General features: G+C 70.3%; 23 protein-coding genes. 11 read left to right on the forward strand and 12 right to left on the reverse strand.

The window, feature by feature from the left end; translation table 11 throughout:
• Positions 1–148 precede the first annotated feature (148 nt).
• A complete protein-coding gene (locus SHK19_RS17750; RefSeq protein WP_322456240.1) occupies positions 149–976 on the reverse strand; it encodes an arylamine N-acetyltransferase family protein in 828 nt (275 codons plus the stop codon).
• Between the two features lie 23 nt (positions 977–999).
• On the opposite strand from SHK19_RS17750, the gene SHK19_RS17755 reads away from it, so the two are divergent.
• Positions 1000–1392 carry a VOC family protein gene (locus tag SHK19_RS17755; protein WP_322456239.1) on the forward strand — a complete coding sequence of 131 codons (393 nt, stop codon included), beginning with the start codon at positions 1000–1002 and terminating at the stop codon, positions 1390–1392.
• A 17-nt stretch (positions 1393–1409) separates the two neighbouring features.
• On the opposite strand, the gene SHK19_RS17760 is transcribed toward SHK19_RS17755, so the two are convergent.
• The 3 genes from SHK19_RS17760 to SHK19_RS17770 are packed head-to-tail and all read right to left on the reverse strand — an operon-like array spanning position 1410 to position 3357.
• Positions 1410–1733 carry a DUF1905 domain-containing protein gene (locus tag SHK19_RS17760; protein ID WP_322456238.1) on the reverse strand — a complete coding sequence of 108 codons (324 nt, stop codon included), beginning with the start codon at positions 1731–1733 and terminating at the stop codon, positions 1410–1412.
• Between the two features lie 46 nt (positions 1734–1779).
• Positions 1780–2268: a hypothetical protein gene (locus SHK19_RS17765; protein WP_322456237.1), complete on the reverse strand. Its 489-nt coding sequence runs from the start codon at positions 2266–2268 to the stop codon at positions 1780–1782.
• A gap of 18 nt (positions 2269–2286) precedes the next feature.
• Entirely contained in the window at positions 2287–3357 is a 1071-nt protein-coding gene (locus SHK19_RS17770; protein WP_322456550.1) for an NAD(P)-binding domain-containing protein, read from the reverse strand.
• 115 nt (positions 3358–3472) lie between these two features.
• Here SHK19_RS17770 and SHK19_RS17775 point away from each other — a divergent pair, with 115 nt between their 5' ends.
• Both SHK19_RS17775 and SHK19_RS17780 read left to right on the forward strand, forming a co-directional pair.
• Positions 3473–4819 (forward strand): choice-of-anchor P family protein, encoded by a 1347-nt coding sequence (locus SHK19_RS17775; protein ID WP_322937035.1) that lies wholly within the window; start codon positions 3473–3475, stop codon positions 4817–4819.
• An 84-nt stretch (positions 4820–4903) separates the two neighbouring features.
• Positions 4904–6589 carry a fumarate hydratase gene (locus SHK19_RS17780; protein ID WP_322456235.1) on the forward strand — a complete coding sequence of 562 codons (1686 nt, stop codon included), beginning with the start codon at positions 4904–4906 and terminating at the stop codon, positions 6587–6589.
• A 3-nt stretch (positions 6590–6592) separates the two neighbouring features.
• Here SHK19_RS17780 and SHK19_RS17785 read toward each other — a convergent pair whose 3' ends face one another.
• Entirely contained in the window at positions 6593–7390 is a 798-nt protein-coding gene (locus SHK19_RS17785; RefSeq protein ID WP_322456234.1) for an AraC family transcriptional regulator, read from the reverse strand.
• Between the two features lie 49 nt (positions 7391–7439).
• On the opposite strand from SHK19_RS17785, the gene SHK19_RS17790 reads away from it, so the two are divergent.
• Complete coding sequence (locus tag SHK19_RS17790; protein ID WP_369075859.1) at positions 7440–7868, forward strand: DUF2000 family protein; 429 nt, start codon at positions 7440–7442, stop codon at positions 7866–7868.
• Positions 7869–7870: 2 nt separating this feature from the next.
• Here the strand turns inward: SHK19_RS17790 and SHK19_RS17795 are convergent, their stop codons facing one another.
• Positions 7871–9331 (reverse strand): PhoX family protein, encoded by a 1461-nt coding sequence (locus SHK19_RS17795; RefSeq protein WP_322456233.1) that lies wholly within the window; start codon positions 9329–9331, stop codon positions 7871–7873.
• Positions 9332–9566: 235 nt separating this feature from the next.
• On the opposite strand from SHK19_RS17795, the gene mraY reads away from it, so the two are divergent.
• Both mraY and tsaA read left to right on the forward strand, forming a co-directional pair.
• Positions 9567–10655 carry a phospho-N-acetylmuramoyl-pentapeptide-transferase gene (mraY, locus tag SHK19_RS17800; RefSeq protein WP_322456232.1) on the forward strand — a complete coding sequence of 363 codons (1089 nt, stop codon included), beginning with the start codon at positions 9567–9569 and terminating at the stop codon, positions 10653–10655.
• Positions 10656–10713: 58 nt separating this feature from the next.
• On the forward strand, positions 10714–11115 hold the full coding sequence (gene tsaA, locus SHK19_RS17805; RefSeq protein ID WP_322456231.1) for a tRNA (N6-threonylcarbamoyladenosine(37)-N6)-methyltransferase TrmO: 402 nt from the start codon (positions 10714–10716) through the stop codon (positions 11113–11115).
• A gap of 165 nt (positions 11116–11280) precedes the next feature.
• Here tsaA and SHK19_RS17810 read toward each other — a convergent pair whose 3' ends face one another.
• Positions 11281–12114, reverse strand: coding sequence for an alpha/beta hydrolase (locus SHK19_RS17810; RefSeq protein ID WP_322937036.1), 834 nt, complete (start codon positions 12112–12114; stop codon positions 11281–11283).
• A gap of 106 nt (positions 12115–12220) precedes the next feature.
• Between SHK19_RS17810 and SHK19_RS17815 the strand changes: the two genes are divergently transcribed.
• Genes SHK19_RS17815 through SHK19_RS17825 form a run of 3 tightly spaced genes read left to right on the forward strand, consistent with a single transcriptional unit; the run spans position 12221 to position 14240 of the window.
• Positions 12221–12535 (forward strand): TFIIB-type zinc ribbon-containing protein, encoded by a 315-nt coding sequence (locus SHK19_RS17815; protein ID WP_322456229.1) that lies wholly within the window; start codon positions 12221–12223, stop codon positions 12533–12535.
• A gap of 10 nt (positions 12536–12545) precedes the next feature.
• Positions 12546–13199 carry a polyamine aminopropyltransferase gene (locus SHK19_RS17820; RefSeq protein WP_322937037.1) on the forward strand — a complete coding sequence of 218 codons (654 nt, stop codon included), beginning with the start codon at positions 12546–12548 and terminating at the stop codon, positions 13197–13199.
• Positions 13200–13223: 24 nt separating this feature from the next.
• Positions 13224–14240 carry a hypothetical protein gene (locus SHK19_RS17825; protein ID WP_322456227.1) on the forward strand — a complete coding sequence of 339 codons (1017 nt, stop codon included), beginning with the start codon at positions 13224–13226 and terminating at the stop codon, positions 14238–14240.
• A gap of 12 nt (positions 14241–14252) precedes the next feature.
• Here the strand turns inward: SHK19_RS17825 and SHK19_RS17830 are convergent, their stop codons facing one another.
• Both SHK19_RS17830 and SHK19_RS17835 read right to left on the reverse strand, forming a co-directional pair.
• A complete protein-coding gene (locus SHK19_RS17830) occupies positions 14253–14771 on the reverse strand; it encodes an SRPBCC family protein (protein WP_322937038.1) in 519 nt (172 codons plus the stop codon).
• The gene (locus SHK19_RS17835) at positions 14768–15121 is read right to left on the reverse strand and encodes an ArsR/SmtB family transcription factor (protein ID WP_322937039.1); all 354 of its coding nucleotides are present in this window, start codon (positions 15119–15121) and stop codon (positions 14768–14770) included. Before SHK19_RS17835 ends, SHK19_RS17830 begins: the two co-directional genes overlap by 4 nt.
• Positions 15122–15180: 59 nt before the next feature.
• Here SHK19_RS17835 and SHK19_RS17840 point away from each other — a divergent pair, with 59 nt between their 5' ends.
• Complete coding sequence (locus SHK19_RS17840; RefSeq protein ID WP_322456224.1) at positions 15181–16584, forward strand: class II fumarate hydratase; 1404 nt, start codon at positions 15181–15183, stop codon at positions 16582–16584.
• Between the two features lie 4 nt (positions 16585–16588).
• On the opposite strand, the gene SHK19_RS17845 is transcribed toward SHK19_RS17840, so the two are convergent.
• From SHK19_RS17845 to SHK19_RS17855, 3 genes are all read right to left on the reverse strand, one after another.
• Positions 16589–17089: a diadenosine tetraphosphate hydrolase gene (locus SHK19_RS17845; protein WP_322456223.1), complete on the reverse strand. Its 501-nt coding sequence runs from the start codon at positions 17087–17089 to the stop codon at positions 16589–16591.
• The gene (locus SHK19_RS17850; RefSeq protein ID WP_322456222.1) at positions 17086–17415 is read right to left on the reverse strand and encodes a GlsB/YeaQ/YmgE family stress response membrane protein; all 330 of its coding nucleotides are present in this window, start codon (positions 17413–17415) and stop codon (positions 17086–17088) included. Before SHK19_RS17850 ends, SHK19_RS17845 begins: the two co-directional genes overlap by 4 nt.
• Before the next feature lie 347 nt (positions 17416–17762).
• The gene (locus SHK19_RS17855) at positions 17763–18425 is read right to left on the reverse strand and encodes an aggregation-promoting factor C-terminal-like domain-containing protein (RefSeq protein ID WP_322937040.1); all 663 of its coding nucleotides are present in this window, start codon (positions 18423–18425) and stop codon (positions 17763–17765) included.
• 349 nt (positions 18426–18774) lie between these two features.
• On the opposite strand from SHK19_RS17855, the gene SHK19_RS17860 reads away from it, so the two are divergent.
• Positions 18775–19320: a hypothetical protein gene (locus SHK19_RS17860; protein ID WP_322937041.1), complete on the forward strand. Its 546-nt coding sequence runs from the start codon at positions 18775–18777 to the stop codon at positions 19318–19320.
• Positions 19321–19352 lie beyond the last annotated feature (32 nt).

Consider the following 19352-nt stretch of genomic DNA (forward strand, 5'->3'; position numbering starts at 1 on the left):
GTGGCGTTGCGTGTCGTGACCAAGATCACGATGAGTTGTGCAGCCTTCCTACTACCCACGGCCGTCCGTGTCCAACGCCTTGACTTCTCGCGGGCGTGCTGAGACCAAGTCGTGACCGACGATCACCAGCGCAGCTCGAGGACCTGGGTCATCGGCGTGGGTCGCTGACCCACGCGAGCAGCCGGGACTTCTCGTCGCTCGTCAGCGGGACGTCGAGCGCGCTCAGCCAGTCGTTCAGCTCCCCTGGCGCCAAGTCGCGGTGCTCGGTCGGCAAGCCCGGTCGCCGTACGGTCAGTGCGGTTGCGGTGACGGTGACGTGCTGGCCGTCCTCGTGCTTGGTGATCATCAGCCCGCTGCGGAAGTGCGACGTCGGGAAGGTGCTCGTGTAGTGGTGCCCCATCACGACGTCGACCGGAAGCACGGGCAGCTCGTCGACGGTGTGCGTGTGCTCCCAGCCCTGCTCGCGCCGCCGGTGCAGTCCCCAGCCTCCGTCCGGCGTGCGGGTCACCCGGTACGGCCAGCCGCGCTGATCGCTCTCCGCGCCGTCCTCCAACGCAACCGGCCGGACCAGGCTCATCCCGAAACCGGGGTCGCAGAGCAGACGCTGCCCGTCGAGCCACACCTCGACGGTCATGTGGGTGCGGCCCTGGACGGGACCGGCCGCGGGGTCACCGACGCGCCCGAGCCGACGCTGCACGTCGTACCCCAGCCGTTCGAGTGCGGCCGCGAACACGGTGCCGTGCTCGAAGCAGTAGCCGCCTCTCCCCCGTCCGACGAACTTGTCGTTGAGCACGTCGATCCCGACGCCGGGGTGCTGCTCGAGCAGTACGTCGATGTTGTCGAACGTGAAGGTGCGGACGTGCGCCTCGTGCAGCTCGTCGAGGGCCTCGCGACCGGGCGATCGCTCCGGGACGCCGAGACGGCCGAGGTAGCCGTCAAGGTCGAGGCGGTCGATCTGCCACGGATCCTGGGTCATGCGCCGATCGTAGGGTGACGGTCATGACCGTCCGCCAGCTTCGCCTCGTCGTCCACGCCACCGACTACGACCAGGCGCTCGCCTTCTTCCGCGACGTCCTCGGCATGCCGACGGCCGAGGCCTACTCCGGGCCCGGCGGCGCCGAGGTCACCATCCTCGACGCCGGCCGCGCGACCCTCGAGCTCGCCAACGACGCCCAGGTCGGCTACATCGACGAGGTGGAGGTCGGCCGCCGGATCGCACCGCACTTCCGGGTGGCGCTCGAGGTCGACGACTGCGCGGCCGCGACAGCGGCGGCGGTCGACGGCGGTGCCACTCCGGTCGCGCCGCCGACGTTGACGCCCTGGAACTCCGTCAACGCGAGGTTCGACGTGCCCGGCGAGGTCCACCTGACGTTGTTCGAGGAGCAGGGCTGACAGCTGGATCGGCGCAGCTAGCCGAGGTTGCGGCGCTGGGCGTCGGGCCGGGTCCGGTCGCGGTTGAGGTCCATGCCGACCTCCACCGTCATCCCGAGCTCGATCCCCTCGGCCCGCCGCACCGCGTCGCGCAGCGGCAGCAGGTACCGGCCGTCCTTGGGGAAGAGCGCGGTGGTGAAGTCGGTGTCGCCGATGCGGACGACGACCGGGACCTGGCCCCAGTACTCCATGCCCTTGGCGGCGTCCTTGACGTCGTCGCTGTCCTCGACCGGGATGTCGGCGTAGTAGAACGGCGCCGGACCGCGCCACTCGATCACCGTCGCCGGGAACTCGAACTCCACGGCGCGAGAGTAGACGAGGCCGCAGACCGCCGGCCCGGCCCGCGGCTCAGCGCTGGTTGGTCGGGCCCTCGCTGTCGGCGAGCACGAATCCGGCGTACCCGCGCCGGATGTCGAGCACGTGGTGCTCCAGGTCGTGGAGGAGGTGGGAGAGGACCCACTGCACCGTGACCGGCCAGGGGTAGACGTCCTCGATCACGGTCGCGCGCGACTCGGGGGTCAGCGTCGACTCCTGCTGGGCGGTGGCCGCCCGTGCCGTCGCCAGATCGGGGCACACCGCGCGCTCGCCGCCGAGCCGGTCGGTCACGTAGCCGAGGATCGCCTCGGTCACCTCGACGCAGTGGTCGACGTACTCCTGCGCAGAGAAGACCTCCTCCGCCGGCTTGCGATCGGCGTCCTCCCGCTCCAGCAGGGTCTCGAGCGCGACGAACACGTCACGGAACGCCGCCTCCTCGTCGCCGACCGCCCGCGGGTCGAACCCGCACTCGTCGCACACCTCGACGGCTCTGCCGTCGATCTCTCTCCACCCATAGCTCACCGCCAGAGAGTACGGCGGTCAGCCTGCTGCGGGCTCGGCCATTTCCCGCAGATAGCCGCGCACCGCGGTCGCGGCCGCCCGGCCGGCCCGATTGCCGCCGATCGTGCTGGCCGACGGCCCGTAGCCGACCAGCTGCACCCGCGGGTCCTTGGCCGCGGTGACCGCGGTCTGCACGTCCTTCCCGACGGAGAGCAGCGCGATGCCGCCGTTGCGGCTGCGCAGGTGGAGGGGCGCCAGGTGCGCGACCGCCGGCCGGAACCCGGTGGCCCACAGGATCACGTCGACCGGCTCGAACGCGCCCTCTGCCCATCGCACCCCGTTCGGCTCGATCCGCGCGAACATCGGTCGGCGCGCGTCGTACGCTCCGAGCCGAGCGGCCTCCTGCTCCTGCGGCCGCAGACCGAGGCCCGTGACGCTGACCACGCTGGCCGGCGGTAGGCCGGCGCGGACGCGCTGCTCGACGAGGGCGATGGCGTCGCGTCCCGCCTGCTCGTCCCAGTCGGAGCGCCACACCGGCTCGTGGCGGGTCACCCACACCACGTCCGTGCGCGGTGCGAGCTCGCCGATGAACTGCACCGCCGACGCGCCGCCGCCGACGACCAGCACCCGCTTGCCGTCGAAGTGCTCCGGCCCCGGGTAGTCGACCGTGTGCAGCTGCTCGCCGCGGAACGTCTCGAAACCCGGGTAGTGGGGCACGAACGGCTGGGTCCAGGTCCCGGTCGCGTTGATGAGGGTCCGGGTCGTCCAGGTGCGCCGGCCGGCGTGGACCACCAGCAGGTCGCCCGCGCTCTCCACCCGGTCGACCCGCGCCGGACGCACGACCGGCAGGCCGTGGGTGCGCTCGTAGTCGTCGAACCAGCCGGGGATCACGTTGTTGGCGCGGTCGCGGCCGCGGCCCGGCGCCGGCGAGTCCGGCAGGTCGGCGACGCCGTGCACGTCGTCCATCGAGAGCGAGTCCCAGCGGTGCTGCCAGGCGCCGCCGGCCCGGTCGTTGGCATCGAGGACGACGTGGTCGAGCCCGAGCCGGGTGAGGTGGTAGGACGCCGAGAGGCCTGCCTGGCCGGCACCGATCACCACCGCGTCGTACATGTGCACGTTGACCGAAACGCACGGGCTCCGCGGAGTATGCCCGCGTGCAGGTTGTCATCCGCCGTACAGCGCGAGTCCTCCCAGATGTAACCGCTTGTGATACCGATCGTCTATTGTGTCAAAACGTGCGCCTGCTCCGGCGCGTGATCCTGGGGGCTCAACTTCACATTTCGACAAGGGAATGGGGTCCCGCATCATGCGTAAGTTTGCGACCATCGTCGCGTTCGGGCTCGTCGGCGCAAGCTTCGTGGCGGTGCCGACGCCGACCGCACAGGCGGCGGATGTCACCTACAGCTACGCCGCTCGCACGGGCGGCACCTACGCCAAGGTCTTCGACGGCACGGTGAGCTCAGACCTCACGGCCGAGTCCTCCGTCACCGGCGGTCCCGACTCGGTGACGTCGAGCAACAGCACCGCTGCGGTCAACGTGCAAGGGCTGCTGCGCGTCGGCGCCGTGGAGACCGAGACCAAGGCCACCGTCGGTGCCGCGAGCACGACGCTGAACTCCTTCGCGCGCACTGCCAACGTCAACCTGCTGAACGGCCTCATCAAGGTGGACGCCGTCACGACGAACATCACCACTGTGGCCCGCGCCGACGGAAGCGCGTCCTCCGCCGGCCAGTCACAGCTCCTGGGCATCGGGATCGTCGGCGTGGACCTGCCGGTCAGGATCCCCAAGAACTATGCGGTGACCATCCCGGGTGTCGCGAGCATCACGCTGAACGTCCACCTGCACGCTTCGTCCGACGAGGCCGTGGCGACCAATGGTTGGGCGATCGGCATCACCCTCCTCAAGCCGCGCGCGGGCTACGCCGCCGGCGTGACGGTCATGGTCAACCCCGTCAACCAGTTCCTCTCCGAGGCGGTCCCGGCGACCGGGGCGAAACTGTTCGGCCAGGCCTACGGCACCCGCGTCAAGGCCCATGTCGGTGAAGCCGCCCAGATCATCAGTGACCCGACCGCCCGCGTCAGCGCGCCCTCCGGGTCCAGCCACGGCAGGACGATCCAGAACCAGACCCTGGGCGTGAGGGTGCCTGGCCTGCTGACCACCGGTGTGGTGACGTCGACGACGAACTCGACGAAGGACGACGCCGGCAACGCGGAGATGCGCAACACCAACGAGATCGCGAGGCTGAACGTCCTCGGTGGTCTGATCAGGGCGGAAGCTCTGAAAGTCCTCGCCTACGGCAAGGTGCAGGGCGGCAAGTGGACCAGCAGGATGCGGATGACCTTCGTCAACCTCGTCATCGCCGGCCAGAAGATCCCCATCGACGTCGGACGCAACACGGTCATCGATGTCGCCGGGCTCGGCGAGGTGGCCATCAACCTCCAGCAGAAGAACCCCAACGGCGCACGGCAGAACCTGATCAACGGGATCCGGATCACCCTCGACACCGAGCGAGCCGGGCTGCCGATCGGCGCTGTGATCGAGATCGGAGTGGCGGGCACCTTCATCATCTGATGTGGTTGCTCCCGGCAGGGGGCTCGGAGCAGCGATGCGACCCAGCCCCCTGCCGTTCCGCCGTTCCCGCTATCGTCGATAGCCGTGGCTGACGCTGAGTTCCGGTACTCCGACCTCCTCCCGACCGGCCAGGACGAGACTCCTTATCGCCTGGTCACCACCGAGGGCGTCACGACCTTCGAGGCGGAAGGTCAGACGTTCCTCCGGGTCGATCCGGCGGCCATCCGGCGGCTGACTGCCGAGGCGATGCACGACATCAGCCACTACCTGCGGCCGGCGCACCTCGCCCAGCTGCGCAAGATCATCGACGACCCCGAGGCGTCGGGGAACGACCGGTTCGTCGCCCTCGACCTGCTGAAGAACGTCAACATCTCCGCCGGCGGCGTGCTGCCGATGTGCCAGGACACCGGCACCGCGATCGTGATGGGCAAGAAGTCCGAGGGCGTGCTCACGGGATCCGACGACGCCGAGGCCATCTCCCGTGGCGTCTACGACGCGTACACGAAGCTCAACCTCCGCTACAGCCAGCTCGCACCGCTGACGACGTACGACGAGAAGAACACCGGCACCAACCTGCCGGCACAGATCGAGCTGTACTCGACGCCCCAGACGTCAGGGAAGCCGGAGTACAAGTTCCTGTTCATGGCCAAGGGCGGCGGCTCGGCCAACAAGTCCTTCCTGTTCCAGGAGACGAAGGCGATCCTCAACCCCAAGCGGATGCTCTCCTTCCTCGACGAGAAGATCCGCTCGCTCGGCACCGCCGCGTGCCCGCCGTACCACCTGGCGGTGGTGATCGGAGGCACCAGTGCGGAGTTCGCGCTGAAGACGGCGAAGTACGCGTCCGCCCACTACCTCGACAACCTGCCGACCGAGGGCTCGATGAGCGCCCACGGCTTCCGCGACCTGGAGCTCGAGGAGGAGGTCTTCAAGCTGACCCAGTCCTTCGGGATCGGGGCGCAGTTCGGCGGCAAGTACTTCTGCCACGACGTGCGCGTCGTCCGGCTCCCCCGGCACGGCGCGTCGTGCCCGGTGGCGATCGCCGTCTCGTGCTCCGCCGACCGGCAGGCGCTGGGCAAGATAACGGCCGAAGGTGTCTTCCTCGAGCAGCTCGAGACCGACCCGGTGCACTACCTCCCCGACACCGAGGAGCAGCACCTCATCCAGGGCGGCGAGGTGGTCAAGATCGACCTCACCCAGCCGATGAGCGACATCCTCGCGACACTCTCGCAGCACCCCGTGAAGACCCGACTCTCGCTGACCGGGCCGCTGGTGGTGGCGCGCGACATCGCGCACGCCAAGATCCAGGAGCGGCTCGACGCGGGCGAGGAGATGCCGCAGTACCTCAAGGACCACCCGGTCTACTACGCCGGCCCGGCCAAGACGCCCGAGGGCTTCGCGTCCGGCTCCTTCGGTCCGACCACCGCCGGCCGGATGGACTCCTACGTGAAGTCGTTCCAGGCCGCCGGCGGCTCGATGGTGATGCTCGCGAAGGGCAACCGGAGCAAGCAGGTCACCGAGGCGTGCAAGGAGTACGGCGGCTTCTACCTCGGCTCGATCGGCGGCCCCGCCGCCCGACTGGCCCAGGACTGCATCAGGTCCGTCGAGGTCTTGGAGTATCCCGAGCTCGGCATGGAAGCGGTCTGGAAGATCGAGGTCGAGGACTTCCCCGCCTTCATCGTCGTCGACGACAAGGGCAACGACTTCTTCACCGACCCGTCCGGCGCGGTCACCGTGCCGATCAGTGGCATCCGGGTGCGCTCGGCGGAGTAGCGGTCAGGCCGAGGCGGCGTACGCACCCGGCGTCACACCGAGCAGTCGGCGGAAGTGGCGGGTCAGGTGCGCCTGGTCGTAGAAGCCGACCGAGACCGCGACGTCGGCGGCCCGCTCGCCGTTCAGCAGGCGGCGCCGGGCGAGGTCGATGCGCCGACCGGTGAGGTAGCGGTGCGGCGGGATGCCGGTCTCGCGGCGGAACGCCCGGACCAGGACGGCAGGCTCCGCCGCCAGCACGGCCGCGGCCTCCTCCAGCGTGATCCCGTCGACGACGTGGGCGTCGAGCAGCTCGCGCAGGTGCCGCGCGAGCGTGGAGTCCCGGCGGTCCCCCGGCGCGACGTCCACCCCGGCGAGGTGGCGGCGGAGCCGCTCGGTGACCAGCGCCAGTCCGACCTCAGCCTCGAGCTCCTCGCCCCGGTGCGCCAGCGACCGATGCACCCGGTCGACCGCTGCGCGCAACGGCGGGTCCGACCACTCGGGGCGGTCGACCGCCCGGCCGAGCCGGTCGACGTCGACCGCGTCCGGCTCGAGGTAGAGCACCCGCTTGCGGAACCCGCCGGCGTTGGTCGAGCGCCCGTCGTGGGCGACGTACGGCGGCAGCAAGGTCACCCGCGACCGCGCGGTCGAGTGCTCCTGCCGCTCGAGGTCGTAGCGCACCGTGCCGACGTCGACGATGAGCACCGTCCAGGTGTCGTGGGTGTGCATCGGGTAGGCGTGGTCCGGGAAGTGCGCGTGCAACACCTCGGCGACGCCCGGGACATCGGGCCGCCAGGCACGGACCCGGGCGGGCGGTGCTGCCATGTCAGAAACGTACAAGACCGTCGGGGCACCCAGCGCTGACAGTGGCACCGTGACCGACATCCTGACTCCGCCGTTCGACACCAAGGTCGCCGTCGTGGTCCGCAGCGACCTCGCTGTGTGGCAGCGGCTCAACGTGACGGCCTTCCTCGCCAGCGGTATCGCCGCCGCGCACCCGCAGCTCGTGGGCCAGCCCTACGCCGACGCCGACGGCACGCCCTACCTGCCGCTGCTCGGGATGCCCGTCCTGGTCTTCGAGGGCTCGAAGGAGGACCTGGTTGCAGCGAGGGAGCGCGCCGTACGGCGCTCGGCGCCGCTCGCCGTCTACACCTCCGACATGTTCCGCACGGGGCACGACGAGGCCAACCGCGCTGTGGTGAGGGCGGTCCCCGGCGCCGACCTGGACCTCGTCGGGGTCGCCGTGCACGGCCCGCGGAACGCGGTCGACAAGATCATCAAGGGCGCCTCGCTACACCCATGAATCTAGACGTCGATCTCGTTCCAGGGCCCCCAGATCGCGAACGACATGCCGGCGCTGGCCTGGATGTTCACGAACAGCGTGTGCCCGTCGGGACTGAACGTCGACCCCGCGAACTCGTCCCCGCTGCGGTCCGCGCCACCAGAGCTGCGCAACCGGTTGAGCGCGATGTCCCAGAGCCGCCCACGCTGCGAAAGGCCGCGGATGTAGTTGTCGTTGGTGCTGTCCTCGCAGACCACCAGCGTCCCGCGGGCAGACGTAGTGATGTTGTCGGGCAGATCCAGCTCCAGCGGGCCCGAGGACTGGAACGCGAGCCACAGCTTCTGGGATCGGGTGTGGTAGGCCCACACCTGCCCATAGCCGTTCCCGTAGCCGGCGGGGTCGTGGTTCCCGGCCTCGGGCGGCCCCCCGCCCTGGGTCGAGGTGAAGTAGACGACGCCGTCGGCGTAGACCTGGCCCTCGAGGCGGGAGAAGTAGGCCGCGCCCTTGGCCCAGCCCTGGCTGCTCACGTGGGTGAGGGCGGTGTCGTTCGACGTGGGCGCCGGCTGGCCGGGGGTGTAGGGGAAGGACGGGTCCGGGTCGTCGATGTCGACCCAGCTGACGTCGTAGACCGTGCCATCCGGCTGGGCGGCTTCGAGGTGCGCGTTGCGGATGCCGCGGACCTTGAGCATCTGCAGCCGGCCACCGTCCTCGAGCCGGCCGACCTTCATCGGGTTGGACGGCGGCTTGTAGCGGTACAACCCCGACGCGAACGCGAAGTTGTCCTCGGTGAGGTAGAGGTGGCCCCGCTCGGGGTCGAACGACACCGCCTCGTGCGCGAACCGGCCGGCGCTACGGAGCGGCTCCCGGGTCGACTGCCCCGCGCTCTGCTGGTGGCTGGCCGGCACCTCGAAGACGTAGCCGTGCGGCTTGGTGAGCGACACGTTGGGCGCCCCGGTGAAGTCGGGCCCGACGTCGGGGCCGTTGACGGTCTCCTCGCAGGTGACCCAGGCGCCCCAGGGCATCTGCCCGCCGGAGCAGTTCATCATCGTGCCGTTGAGGCTGGTGAAGCTCCGCACCACCTGACCGCGCTTGGTGACCTGGATCGTCGTGGTGCCGCCGCGTGCCATGGAGTCGTACGGCGCGCCGGGGCCGAACGCGGGCCCGGGGCCGTTGACCTCGTGGTTGCGGACGAGGATCACGGTGTCGTCGGGCCCCGCGAACGCGCCCATCCCGTCGTGACGACCGGGCAGGGTGGTGCCGTCGTGCAGGACGACGGGTGACTCGGTGTCGTGGAAGGAGCGGTACCTGAAACCTCGCGGGAGGTGGAGTCGCACCTGCCCGTCACGCTTGTCCTTGACCGGCACCAGCTTGGTGGGCTGCGGGGCGACGTAGGCGGCCTGCGCGGTCTGCTGGGCCACCAGGCCGCCGAAGGGTCCGGCCGCGGAAAGTGCGGCAGCTGACTTGACCAGGGTCCTGCGATCCATCGACATCTGAATCCTCCCGACCGGGCGTTCCGAGGTGATCCATCAGCCTAAGCAGCAGGTGGACTCGAGGCAATGAGCCACCAGCCGCCTCTCGCCCGTCTCCGGGTCGAGCCGGGACGTGCCCGCGAGCCGGTGCGCATCTGCCGACCCGCCTACCCCACAATGGGCGCCGAACGAGTCCCCTCTCGCCTCGAAGGGATCGACCATTCGAACGGGCGGAGAGGGGCCGGATCTCATGCGGGCAATACTCCTGAGCGGCGGGCTGGCGGCGATCTGCTCGCTGCTGGGGACCCGGGTCGCCATCGGGTGGTTCACCCGGCGCGGCTTCGGCCAGCCGATCAGGGACGACGGTCCGACGACCCATCACGTCAAGCGCGGTACGCCGACCATGGGCGGTCTCGTCATCCTGGTGAGCGCCATCGCGGCGTACCTGGCCGCGACGATGCTGACCGGCGGATGGCCGAGTGCCAGCGCGTGGCTCCTGATGTTGCTGTTCGTCGGCTGCGGGCTGGTGGGGTTCCTCGACGACTTCATCAAGGTCTACACCCAGAACAACCAGGGCCTGAGCAGTCGGGCGAAGATCGCCGGCCAGACGTTGGTCGCGCTCACCTTCGGCGTCCTGGCCACGCTCTTCTTCGCCGACGAGCGAGGTGTCAGGCCGGCGTCGCAGTACATCTCCACCACTCATGACTGGGGGATCAAGCTGCCCCTGGTCGTGGTCCTGCTGGTGATCTGGTTCATCGTCACCGCGACCTCCAACGGCGCCAACCTCGCTGATGGCGCCGACGGGCTGCTCGCCGGCGCCTCGACGTTGATCTTCGGTGCTTACACCATCGTGAACGTCTGGCAGAACAACCAGCTGTGCGGCTCCGCGCGGGCCACCGTCGTGGAGTCACAGTGCTACCAGGTGCGGGACCCGCTCGACCTCGCCGTCTTCGCGGCCGCCATCAGCTCGGCCTGCATCGGCTTCCTGTGGTGGAACGCCAAGCCCGCACGGATCATCATGGGCGATGTCGGCTCCCTCGCCATCGGTGGCGCCCTGGCCGGGCTGGCGATCATGTCCCGCACCGAGCTCCTGATGGCCGTCATCGCGGGACTGTTCGTCCTCGAGACGGCGTCGGTGCTTCTGCAGATGACCTACTTCAAGCTGACGAGGCGACTCACGGGCACCGGGCGTCGCATCTTCCGGATCGCTCCCATCCACCATCACTTCGAGCACCTGGGATGGGACGAGGTCACCGTCGTGATCCGCTTCTGGATCCTCGGGGGGATCTGCGTAGCGACCGGGCTCGGGATCTTCTACGCCTCCTGGCTGGCCGCCTGAGTCCGGCTACCGTGACCCTCGGCGATCAGACCTCACGACGTCGATCCATGGAGCCGCCATGACCTACGAGATACGTCCCATCGGAGTCGTCGAGTCGCCCTTGGTCGATCCCGCGACCGCACCGAAGCAGGGCGTGGAGGGCGGCCCCGAGGCGTGGCTCGTCCTCGATCCCGCGGTGGCCGACGGCATCGCTGATCTGGCGGTCGGTGATGACGTCTTCGTCCTGACCTGGCTGCACCTCGCCGACCGGTCCGTCCTGGCCGTGCATCCCCGCGACGATCCGCGGACGCCGCTCACCGGTGTGTTCAGCACCCGGTCGTCGGACCGGCCCAACCCCATCGGGCTGCACCGGGTCCGGGTGCTCCAGATCGACGGGTGTCGGGTGCACGTCGCCGACCTCGAGGCCGTCGACGGCACGCCGATCGTCGATCTGAAGCCGGTCCTGGACGCGACGCGCTAGAAGTGCGCTGAACAATCCGGCCGTCGCGAGCGGCGCATCCGCGGGGTGCTCCGCAAGGCGCGGTCGCGACGGCGCTGTCGGCCCATCTCCGAGCGGCCGCAACGCCGCGGAGCGCCCGCGGGGTGTCGCGCAGCAGGGCGGATTGTTCAGCGGGCTTCTAGCGGATCAACGCACCTCGTCCGCCAGCCGCGCGACCGCCTCGGCGACCTGCGGCCCGAACATCACCGGGTCGTTGTGGTCGGCACTGGCGATGACGACGCGCTCGAAGAGCGCCGGCGCCTCGTCGGCGACGCGCTCGCTGAGCTTCGTCGGAACGACCGAGTCGCGGTCGCCGTACACGACCGTCACCGGCACCTCGCTGTCGGCGAGGTGATCGAGCACGGGGAAGCGGTCGCGGAGCAGGAGCCGGACCGGCAGCCACGGATAGTGCTCGGCGCCGACGTCCGCGAGCTCGGTGAACGGCGACCGCAGCACGAGGCCGGCCGGGGGCCGCTGCTCCTGCAGCGCCGCCACGACGCCGCCGCCCAGGGACTCACCGAAGTAGATCGTGCGCGCCGCCGGGTAGCCCAGCTCCTCCAACGCTTCTGCGGCGGCCAGCGCGTCGGCGGCCAGGCCGTCCTCGCTCGGGCTGCCGGGATTGCCGCCGTACCCCCGGTAGTCCATGAGGAGCACGGCGAGGCCGAGCCGCTGCAGCTCCTCGGCGAAGTCCGCGCGGCCGGCCCTGTTGCCACCGTTCCCGGGAGCGACGAGGACCGCCATCCCGCGGTCCGGCACCCCGGGAAGGGGTGGGACGAACCAGGCGCCCAGCTCGAGCCCGTCCTCGGTCCGCACGGTGACGTCCCGCGCTCCGTCGATCACCGTCTCGGCCGGCGGCACCGCCGACCGGTCAGGGAAGTAGATGAGCTGCCGCTGCTGCCACCACAACAATCCGACCACCAGCCCCAGCGCGAGCACGACCACGACCACCATCCGCAGCACCCGACGCCTCCAGCTCGCCACGGTGACCATCCTCCATGGGAAGAGTCTGCAGCACGGACGCCTCGGGAACCGTCGCCCCACCGACTACGTTGGACCGGGAGTAGCACCGACCAAACGAGGAGAACCGATGCGCTGCCCGAACGACGAGACCACGCTGGTGATGAGCGAGCGGAGTGGGATCGAGATCGACTACTGCCCGGAGTGCCGCGGCGTGTGGCTCGACCGGGGCGAGCTCGACAAGATCATCGACCGGGCCGCGTCGATGCCGGGGCCGGGCGCGCCCGCGCCCGCGCCGCAGGCGCCGCAGCCCCCGCCGGCGCAGCAGTACGACCGCTACGACGACGACGACCGCCGCCGCCAGCAGCAGCACTACGCGCCCCAGCAGGGCTACTACGGAAAGAAGAAGAAGAAGGAGAGCTGGCTCAGCGAGATCTTCGACTGACCAGCTCCGCATGGAGACCGTCGCGCGCGCGTCCTCGCCGCGCGGCGAGCTGGTGCTCCGGCGCCGCGACGACGGCCACCTCGAGCTGCGCGCCAACGGCGTGTTCGTGATGGACACGCTCGAGCACACCTCGGAGCGGGCGCTCGCCGACCACGCCCTCGAGCTTGCCGACTGCGACTCGTTGCGAGTGCTGGTCGGCGGCCTCGGGCTGGGGTTCACGCTCGGCGCGGTGCTCGCCGACCCGCGCGTGGTCCGCTGCACGGTGGCCGAGATCGAGCCGGACCTGGTCGGCTGGCTGCGCGACGGGACCGTTCCGCACGGGCCGGCGCTCCTGGCCGACTCCCGCGTGGACGTGCAGATCGGGGATGTCGCGGACGTGCTGCGTGCGGCCGCGACGGCGTACGACGTGGTGCTGCTCGACGTCGACAACGGGCCCGACTACCTCGTCCACGACACCAACGCCGCGCTCTACGCCGAGCCAGCACTCGTGACCGCGCAGGCGGCGTTGGCGCCCGGCGGCTCGCTCGTCATCTGGTCCGCGGCCCGCGCGTCCGAGCTCGAGCACGCACTGCGGGAGGTCTTCGGCAACGCCGAGGAGCAGTCGTACGACGTGCCCGGGCACGGCCGGGTCGGTCAGTACTTCGTGTACGCCGCACGTCGCTGACCCCGTGATGCCATGCTGTTCGGCGTGGCACTGCACGACGAGCTGGCCGAGCTCCGGGCCGAGGTCGGACCCCAGGTGTTCGACGACCCGGTCGCGTTCCGCGCCGCTTTCGACGACTTCATCCCGGAAGGCTCGGCGTCCACCGGTGAGGTGAGCCTGCTGGTCGGGGCGATCGCGACCGGAGCGCTGCAGCGGCTCAAGGAGCAGCTCGCGCTTGGCGCGGATCCGGACATGACGATCGCGGTGCAGGGAGACCTGCTGGCCCGCGACCGCGGCACCACCGAGACCAGCGGCGCCCGCTGGGCCCTGTCCGTCCTCGCCCACGCGATCGGAGCGGTCCCGGTCGACAAGGTCCTCACCCGGCCGACTCCCGGACCCGACAGCATCGGCACCGCCGCCCGACCGACCGGCGCACCCGACGCACCGGCGACACCCGCTAGCGTCGACACCGGGCCGACCCGTCCGATCGCCGGGACGCCGCCGGAGCCGTCCGGCCCGGCCCCGGACGCCACCCGCGTCGTCAGCGAGGCGCCGCCGGGCGGCCCGCCGGATGAGCCGCACCGACCTGCTGGTCGCGGGAGGAACCCGCTGCTGATCGGCGCGGCCGTCGTCCTCGCCGTCGTGGTCGTGACCGCTCTCGTGATCCTCCTCCTTCTCCGCGACGATTCCCCGAACGAAACCGCGGAAGACTCCTCGAGCAACGGGCCGTCGGACGAGGAGGTCCTCGCCGAGGTCGAGATGTCGGAAGCCGGGAAGACAGTCCAGGTCCAGCTCGTGACCGACGGGACGGACACGTCGGTCGTGCTGCTGGCCGAGCAGGACGGCGAGTTCGTCGAGGTCGATCGGGAGGCGGCCACCTGCCCGTTCCTCGCCGAGACCTCCTACGACGCCGCTGTCCAGGACCAGGGCAACCGCCAGATCTACGTCACCTGGCAGGACGAGGAGACCGCAGGGTGGGGCGAGTACGGCGAGGTTCAGATCGACGAAGACAAGCTGATCCTCTTCGGCGTGGACGACGTCCCCTGCCCGGAAGCACCTTGACCGGCGCCGTCGTCAGGAACCGAACTCAGCCTTGTAGTGCTCGGACAGCGCCGGGTAGTAGTCGTCGAAGACCACCGCAGTGACGTCGCCGCCGGTCTCGGCAACCACCATCCGGTCGAAGTAGTAGTCCCAGCCGGGACCAACGCTCTCGGCCATCGCAGGGTCGGGCACGGACTGGGCGAAGGTCAGCGTGGTGACGCCGTCGGCCTCGGCGAGGTCGAGCTCGAGGTGCCAGGTGACCTGCTCCGCCTCGTACGGCGCCTCGGTGGTGATCGCCAGGCGGTGCGGCGCCTCGCACTCGTCGATGACGAACCTCTCGGACGGGACGTCGTCGCCCTCGTAGCGCATCTGGAACGTCACCTCGCCCTCGGCCGGGTCGCCGCTCCAGGTGCCGATCCAGCGGGCGAGCCGGTCGGACTCCGTCACGGCGGCCCAGACGTCGTCGATCGGCGCCCGGAACTGGCGGGTCATCACGAGGTAGGGCATGCCGTGTCGCTGCTCGTTGCGGCCGGTCGCGGTCGTGGTACTCATGCTGTCTCCTCCTGTTGGCGGTGGCGGGATCGGCGGTCGCGGCCGGTGCGCCGTACCTCCAGGTCGAGCCCGTCGAAGTCGTGCTCAGAGAACGGCGGCGACGTGGCCAACGCCTCCAGCAGGTGGTGCACCGGACGGAGGCCCGACCGATCCAGCCGGTAGTGCCGCTCGCGGCCGCGGTCCTCGACGTCGACCAGGCCGGCCTCGGTCAGCAGCCGCAGGTGCTTGCTGATCGCCGGCCGGCTGACCTGGTGGTCGGCGGCCAGGTCAACCACCCGGGTCGGGCCCGCGGCGAGGCGCACCAGGAGGGCTCGCCGGATCGGGTCGGCCAGGGCGGCGAACGCATCCATGCACTATTGGTAACTTATTAGTTACCAATATGTCAAGCGGATCCGGGTAGTTTCGAGGGGTGAGCGATACCGGCACCGGCCCAGCAGACTTCCGCGTCGAGCACGACTCCATGGGCGAGGTCCGCGTGCCCGCGTCGGCGTTGTGGAAGGCGCAGACCCAGCGAGCGGTCGAGAACTTCCCGATCAGCGGCACTCCGATCGAGCCCGCCCTGATCCACGCGCTCGGCGAGGTCAAGGCCGCCGCCGCGCTCGCGAACGGCCGGCTCGACGTGCTGCCCTCCGAGACGGCAGACGCGATCGTCGCCGCCGCGCGCGAGGTCGCGGACGGGCGCCACGACGACCAGTTCCCGATCGACGTCTTCCAGACCGGGTCGGGCACCAGCTCGAACATGAACGCCAACGAGGTGATCGCCTCCCTGTGCACCGCGAGCGGCGTGGACGTCCACCCCAACGACCACGTCAACGCCAGCCAGTCGAGCAACGACACCTTCCCCACCGCCATCCACGTCGCGGCCGCGGTCGCGGTCGCGAGCGACCTGCAACCCGCCCTCGCCGTGCTCGCCACGTCGCTCGAGGCGAAGGCGATCGAGTTCGCCACCGCCGTGAAGTCGGGGCGCACCCACCTGATGGATGCCACCCCGGTCATGCTGGGCCAGGAGTTCGGCGGCTACGCCGCGACGATCCGGTACGGCGTCGAGCGGCTCGACGCCGTACTCCCCCGGGTGCGGGAGCTGCCCCTTGGCGGCACCGCCGTCGGCACCGGCATCAACACGCCCGCCGGTTTCGCCGCCGCGGCGATCGAGGCGCTCGCGGATGCCACCGGGCAGCCGTTCACCGAGGCCCGCAACCACTTCGAGGCCCAGGGCACCCGCGACGCCCTCGTCGAGCTCAGCGGGGTGCTGCGCACGATCGCGGTCGGCCTGACGAAGATCTGCAACGACCTGCGCTGGATGGGGTCGGGGCCCACCACAGGGCTCGCCGAGATCCACCTGCCCGACCTGCAGCCGGGGTCGTCGATCATGCCGGGCAAGGTCAACCCGGTGCTGCCCGAGGCCACGCTGATGGTGTGCATGCAGGTGATCGGCAACGACGCGGCCGTGACCGTCGCCGGCGCCAGCGGCAGCTTCGAGCTCAACGTCGCGATGCCGGTGATCGCGCGCAACGTGCTGGAGTCGATCCGGTTGCTGTCGACGTCGTCGCGCACCCTCGCGGCCCGCTGCATCGACGGCCTGACCGCCGACACCGAGCGGATGCGCCGCTACGCCGAGTCCTCGCCGTCGGTAGTGACCCCGCTCAACCGCTACGTCGGCTACGAAGCTGCCGCCAAGATTGCCAAGCAGGCCCTCGCCGACGGCGCGACCATCCGGGAGACGGTGCTGGCGCTGGGGTACGTCGACCGCGGCGAGCTCACGCTCGAACAGCTCGACGCCGCTCTCGACGTCGACGACATGACCCACCCCTGACGGCTCAGGCCAGCAGGGCGCCCTCCAGCTGCCGGTCGATCTCCGCGCCGAGCTCCTGCCGGAGCTCGTCGTGCTCCGGGCCGAGCGGTTGAGCAGCGGGATCGGTCATCAGCCTGGTCCAGTGGTGGAGCGCCTGCGGCCAGCCCACGATCTCCGGCGGCTCCCACTCGTAGCGGGGCGTGACGTGCGCGTGGAGGAAGGCGTCGGTGTTGCCCTGGATCTCGAGGTTGATCCGCCGGAACCGCGGATCGCGACGCGCGCACACCTCGGCCACCGCCCGGCCGAGGATCGCCATGTCCTCGAGGAAGACCAGCTGTCGGGCCGGCGGCAGGTCGGTCAGCTGGTCGGTCCCGGGAGTGTCGGTGATGAGCACGCAGTAGCCCGGCAGGTGCTGCACGTCGCCGATGACCGCGAACCCGGCTCGGAGCCGGCGGAGCACGGTGGGATTGGTGCCCGCCAGCGCCGAGCCGACGCGGTCGGCGCGGAAGTCGGAGACTTCGGTCACGAAAGGCGGGAGGACTTGCCACGGCCGGTGACAGCCGCCGCCAGCATCACCGCGACCGCGGCGACGACGACCTGCCACAGGTGACGCATCCAGTCGATGCCGTTGGTGGCGTTGTCCGGCTCCGCCTTGTGACCGTCGAATCGAGGGTTGTTGCTGCCGAAGAGGGCCCAGTAGAGATAGCTGCCGACGAGCATGCCGACAATGCCGCAGACGACCGTGAGCCAGAACGGGATCTTGTCGCGATCGCCGGGCGCGACCATCTTGCCGAGGATCCCGATGATCGCTCCGCCGACGAGGGTGACGATGACAAACCAGATGACGTCCATCGAAACTCCTTAGAGCGTGGATGTGCCCCGTTGCCCACCCGCGATGCACAGCATCATGCCCCACCCGTCGCGCAACCAGCGTCAGGCGGCGCACTGGCGTCAGCTGCGGTGCGGCAGCGCGGCGGAGCGAAGCGACGATGCGCCGGCACCTGGCGACCACCGCAAAGGCCAACGCGGAAACGGCGCGCGAGGACGCGGAGAGAGCGAGGAACGAGCGACCGGAGCGTCGAGCGCGGCACTTTCCGCGTGCCGACCGGAAGCCGCCCAGCATCCTCAGCCCGTGACCGCGTCAACTGCGGTGCGGCAGCGCGGCGGAGCGAAGCGACGACGCGCTCGCACCATCCAACTCAGTACCAGCCGACGGACTCGGAGTGGCCCCAGGCGGAGCAGGGGCTGCCGTAGCGGTCGCGGATGTAGCCGAGACCCCACGTGATCTGGGTGACCGGGTTGGTCGCCCAGTCGCTGCCGGCGGATGCCATCTTCTCGCCGGGCAGGGACTGCGGGATGCCGTAGGCCGACGACGTCGGGTTGTCGGCGTAGACGTTCCAGTTGGACTCACGGGTCCACAGCGAGTCGAGGCAGCCGAACTGGTCCTGGCTGAAGCCGAAGTCGCCCATCAGCGCCCGGGCGATGTCGCGCGGATCGGAGTCGGAGAGCTGCTCGGACTCGGTGACCGCGGCGGCCTCGGTCGGCGACATCGCGGCCTGCTTGGCCGGGTCGGCAGATCCGCGGCGGTCGTTGCGGGAGACGACCGGGAGCCGCGCGCCGGTGTCCGCCGCGTCGACGTCCGCCTTCAGGTCGCCCACGGCGCTGTCGATGTCCGCTGTGGCACCCGGCACCTGCGCTCCACCCTTGCCGAGCATTCCGCCGCCGATGGTGATGCCGGTGACGGCGAGCGCCACTCCGGAGAGGATCACGGTGTTGCGGGCGGCCCGCTTGGGTGCTTCCTTCAGGTGAGCGTGTCGGGGGTTGCCGCGGTGCTTGGGGGCAGGCTTCGCGTGGTTCGACAAGAGGCGCAATCCGTGGTTGACGACAAGAAGAGTTGCCCCCGAGAGAGATCAGGTCAATAGACCTGACCGATGGCAACCCCCGACACCCTGCCTGACTTCACTCGCGGTCGCAAACCGAACCGCCCGAGGCCGTCGGCGGGCGCGGACTCATTGGTCACTCCTGTCACATCAGCTTCACCAGTCGCTGCGCCGGCTGCGGACGTCATGCGCCCGGCACCTCCGGCGGCGCCAGTCGTATGACGTCCGCAGGAGCCCATCGGCGTCCACAGCCGACGGACGGGCGGGCAGTCGTCCACAGGGCATCGCGGTCGGCGAGCGGTACGGCGCGGGCGGCGCGCAGACTCTCCCGGTGCCCACGACCGGACCGTCGCGACTGTTCGCCGACCCGCGCTGGACGTCTGTCTTCGCGCGCGCCGCGGAGCAGGGCGGCGTGATGGCACGGGCGCAGCTGATCGCTGCCGGAGTTGCCAGGTGGGAGATCACCAGCCACCTTCGTGCCCGACGATGGCGCCTCCACGACAAGCGACGGCTGCTCCTGCACGCCGTCGTCAACGACCTCCTGGACGGTGCCCGGTCCCTCGGCGAGATCGACGTGGGCCGCGAGCTGGCCCGACGCGGGCTACCACCCCCGACGCGGCAGGTGCTCCGCAAGGACCGTCGTGGTCGCTACTACCTCGACCTCTACTGGCCGGACCTCGGCGTCGTCGTCGAGATCGACGGCATCCACCACGCGTGGGCCGAGAACATCGTCGGCGACGCACTCCGGCAGAACGCGCTCGTACTCGAGAGCGATGTCGTCCTCCGACTGCCGCTCCTCGGCCTACGTCTCCAACCCGACGAGTTCTTCCAGCAGATCGCAGACGCACTCGCGCGTGGACGTCGCCGGGCGGCGTGATCTGCCACGCCGACGACCGCGGGACGTCATAC

The sequence above is a fragment of the Nocardioides bizhenqiangii genome, from assembly GCF_034661235.1.
Lineage (GTDB): Bacteria > Actinomycetota > Actinomycetes > Propionibacteriales > Nocardioidaceae > Nocardioides > Nocardioides bizhenqiangii.

Excerpts from the sequence above, each read along its gene's own strand:
- tsaA (WP_322456231.1), top strand. The coding sequence starts at position 10,714 with ATGACCTACGAGATACGTCCCATCGGAGTCGTCGAGTCGCCCTTGGTC.
- SHK19_RS17835 (WP_322937039.1), bottom strand. The coding sequence starts at position 15,121 with ATGGATGCGTTCGCCGCCCTGGCCGACCCGATCCGGCGAGCCCTCCTG.
- SHK19_RS17815 (WP_322456229.1), top strand. The coding sequence starts at position 12,221 with ATGCGCTGCCCGAACGACGAGACCACGCTGGTGATGAGCGAGCGGAGT.
- SHK19_RS17795 (WP_322456233.1), bottom strand. The coding sequence starts at position 9,331 with ATGGATCGCAGGACCCTGGTCAAGTCAGCTGCCGCACTTTCCGCGGCC.
- SHK19_RS17850 (WP_322456222.1), bottom strand. The coding sequence starts at position 17,415 with ATGGACGTCATCTGGTTTGTCATCGTCACCCTCGTCGGCGGAGCGATC.
- SHK19_RS17785 (WP_322456234.1), bottom strand. The coding sequence starts at position 7,390 with ATGGCAGCACCGCCCGCCCGGGTCCGTGCCTGGCGGCCCGATGTCCCG.
- SHK19_RS17820 (WP_322937037.1), top strand. The coding sequence starts at position 12,546 with ATGGAGACCGTCGCGCGCGCGTCCTCGCCGCGCGGCGAGCTGGTGCTC.
- SHK19_RS17830 (WP_322937038.1), bottom strand. The coding sequence starts at position 14,771 with ATGAGTACCACGACCGCGACCGGCCGCAACGAGCAGCGACACGGCATG.
- SHK19_RS17750 (WP_322456240.1), bottom strand. The coding sequence starts at position 976 with ATGACCCAGGATCCGTGGCAGATCGACCGCCTCGACCTTGACGGCTAC.
- SHK19_RS17770 (WP_322456550.1), bottom strand. The coding sequence starts at position 3,357 with ATGTACGACGCGGTGGTGATCGGTGCCGGCCAGGCAGGCCTCTCGGCG.
- SHK19_RS17755 (WP_322456239.1), top strand. The coding sequence starts at position 1,000 with ATGACCGTCCGCCAGCTTCGCCTCGTCGTCCACGCCACCGACTACGAC.
- mraY (WP_322456232.1), top strand. The coding sequence starts at position 9,567 with ATGCGGGCAATACTCCTGAGCGGCGGGCTGGCGGCGATCTGCTCGCTG.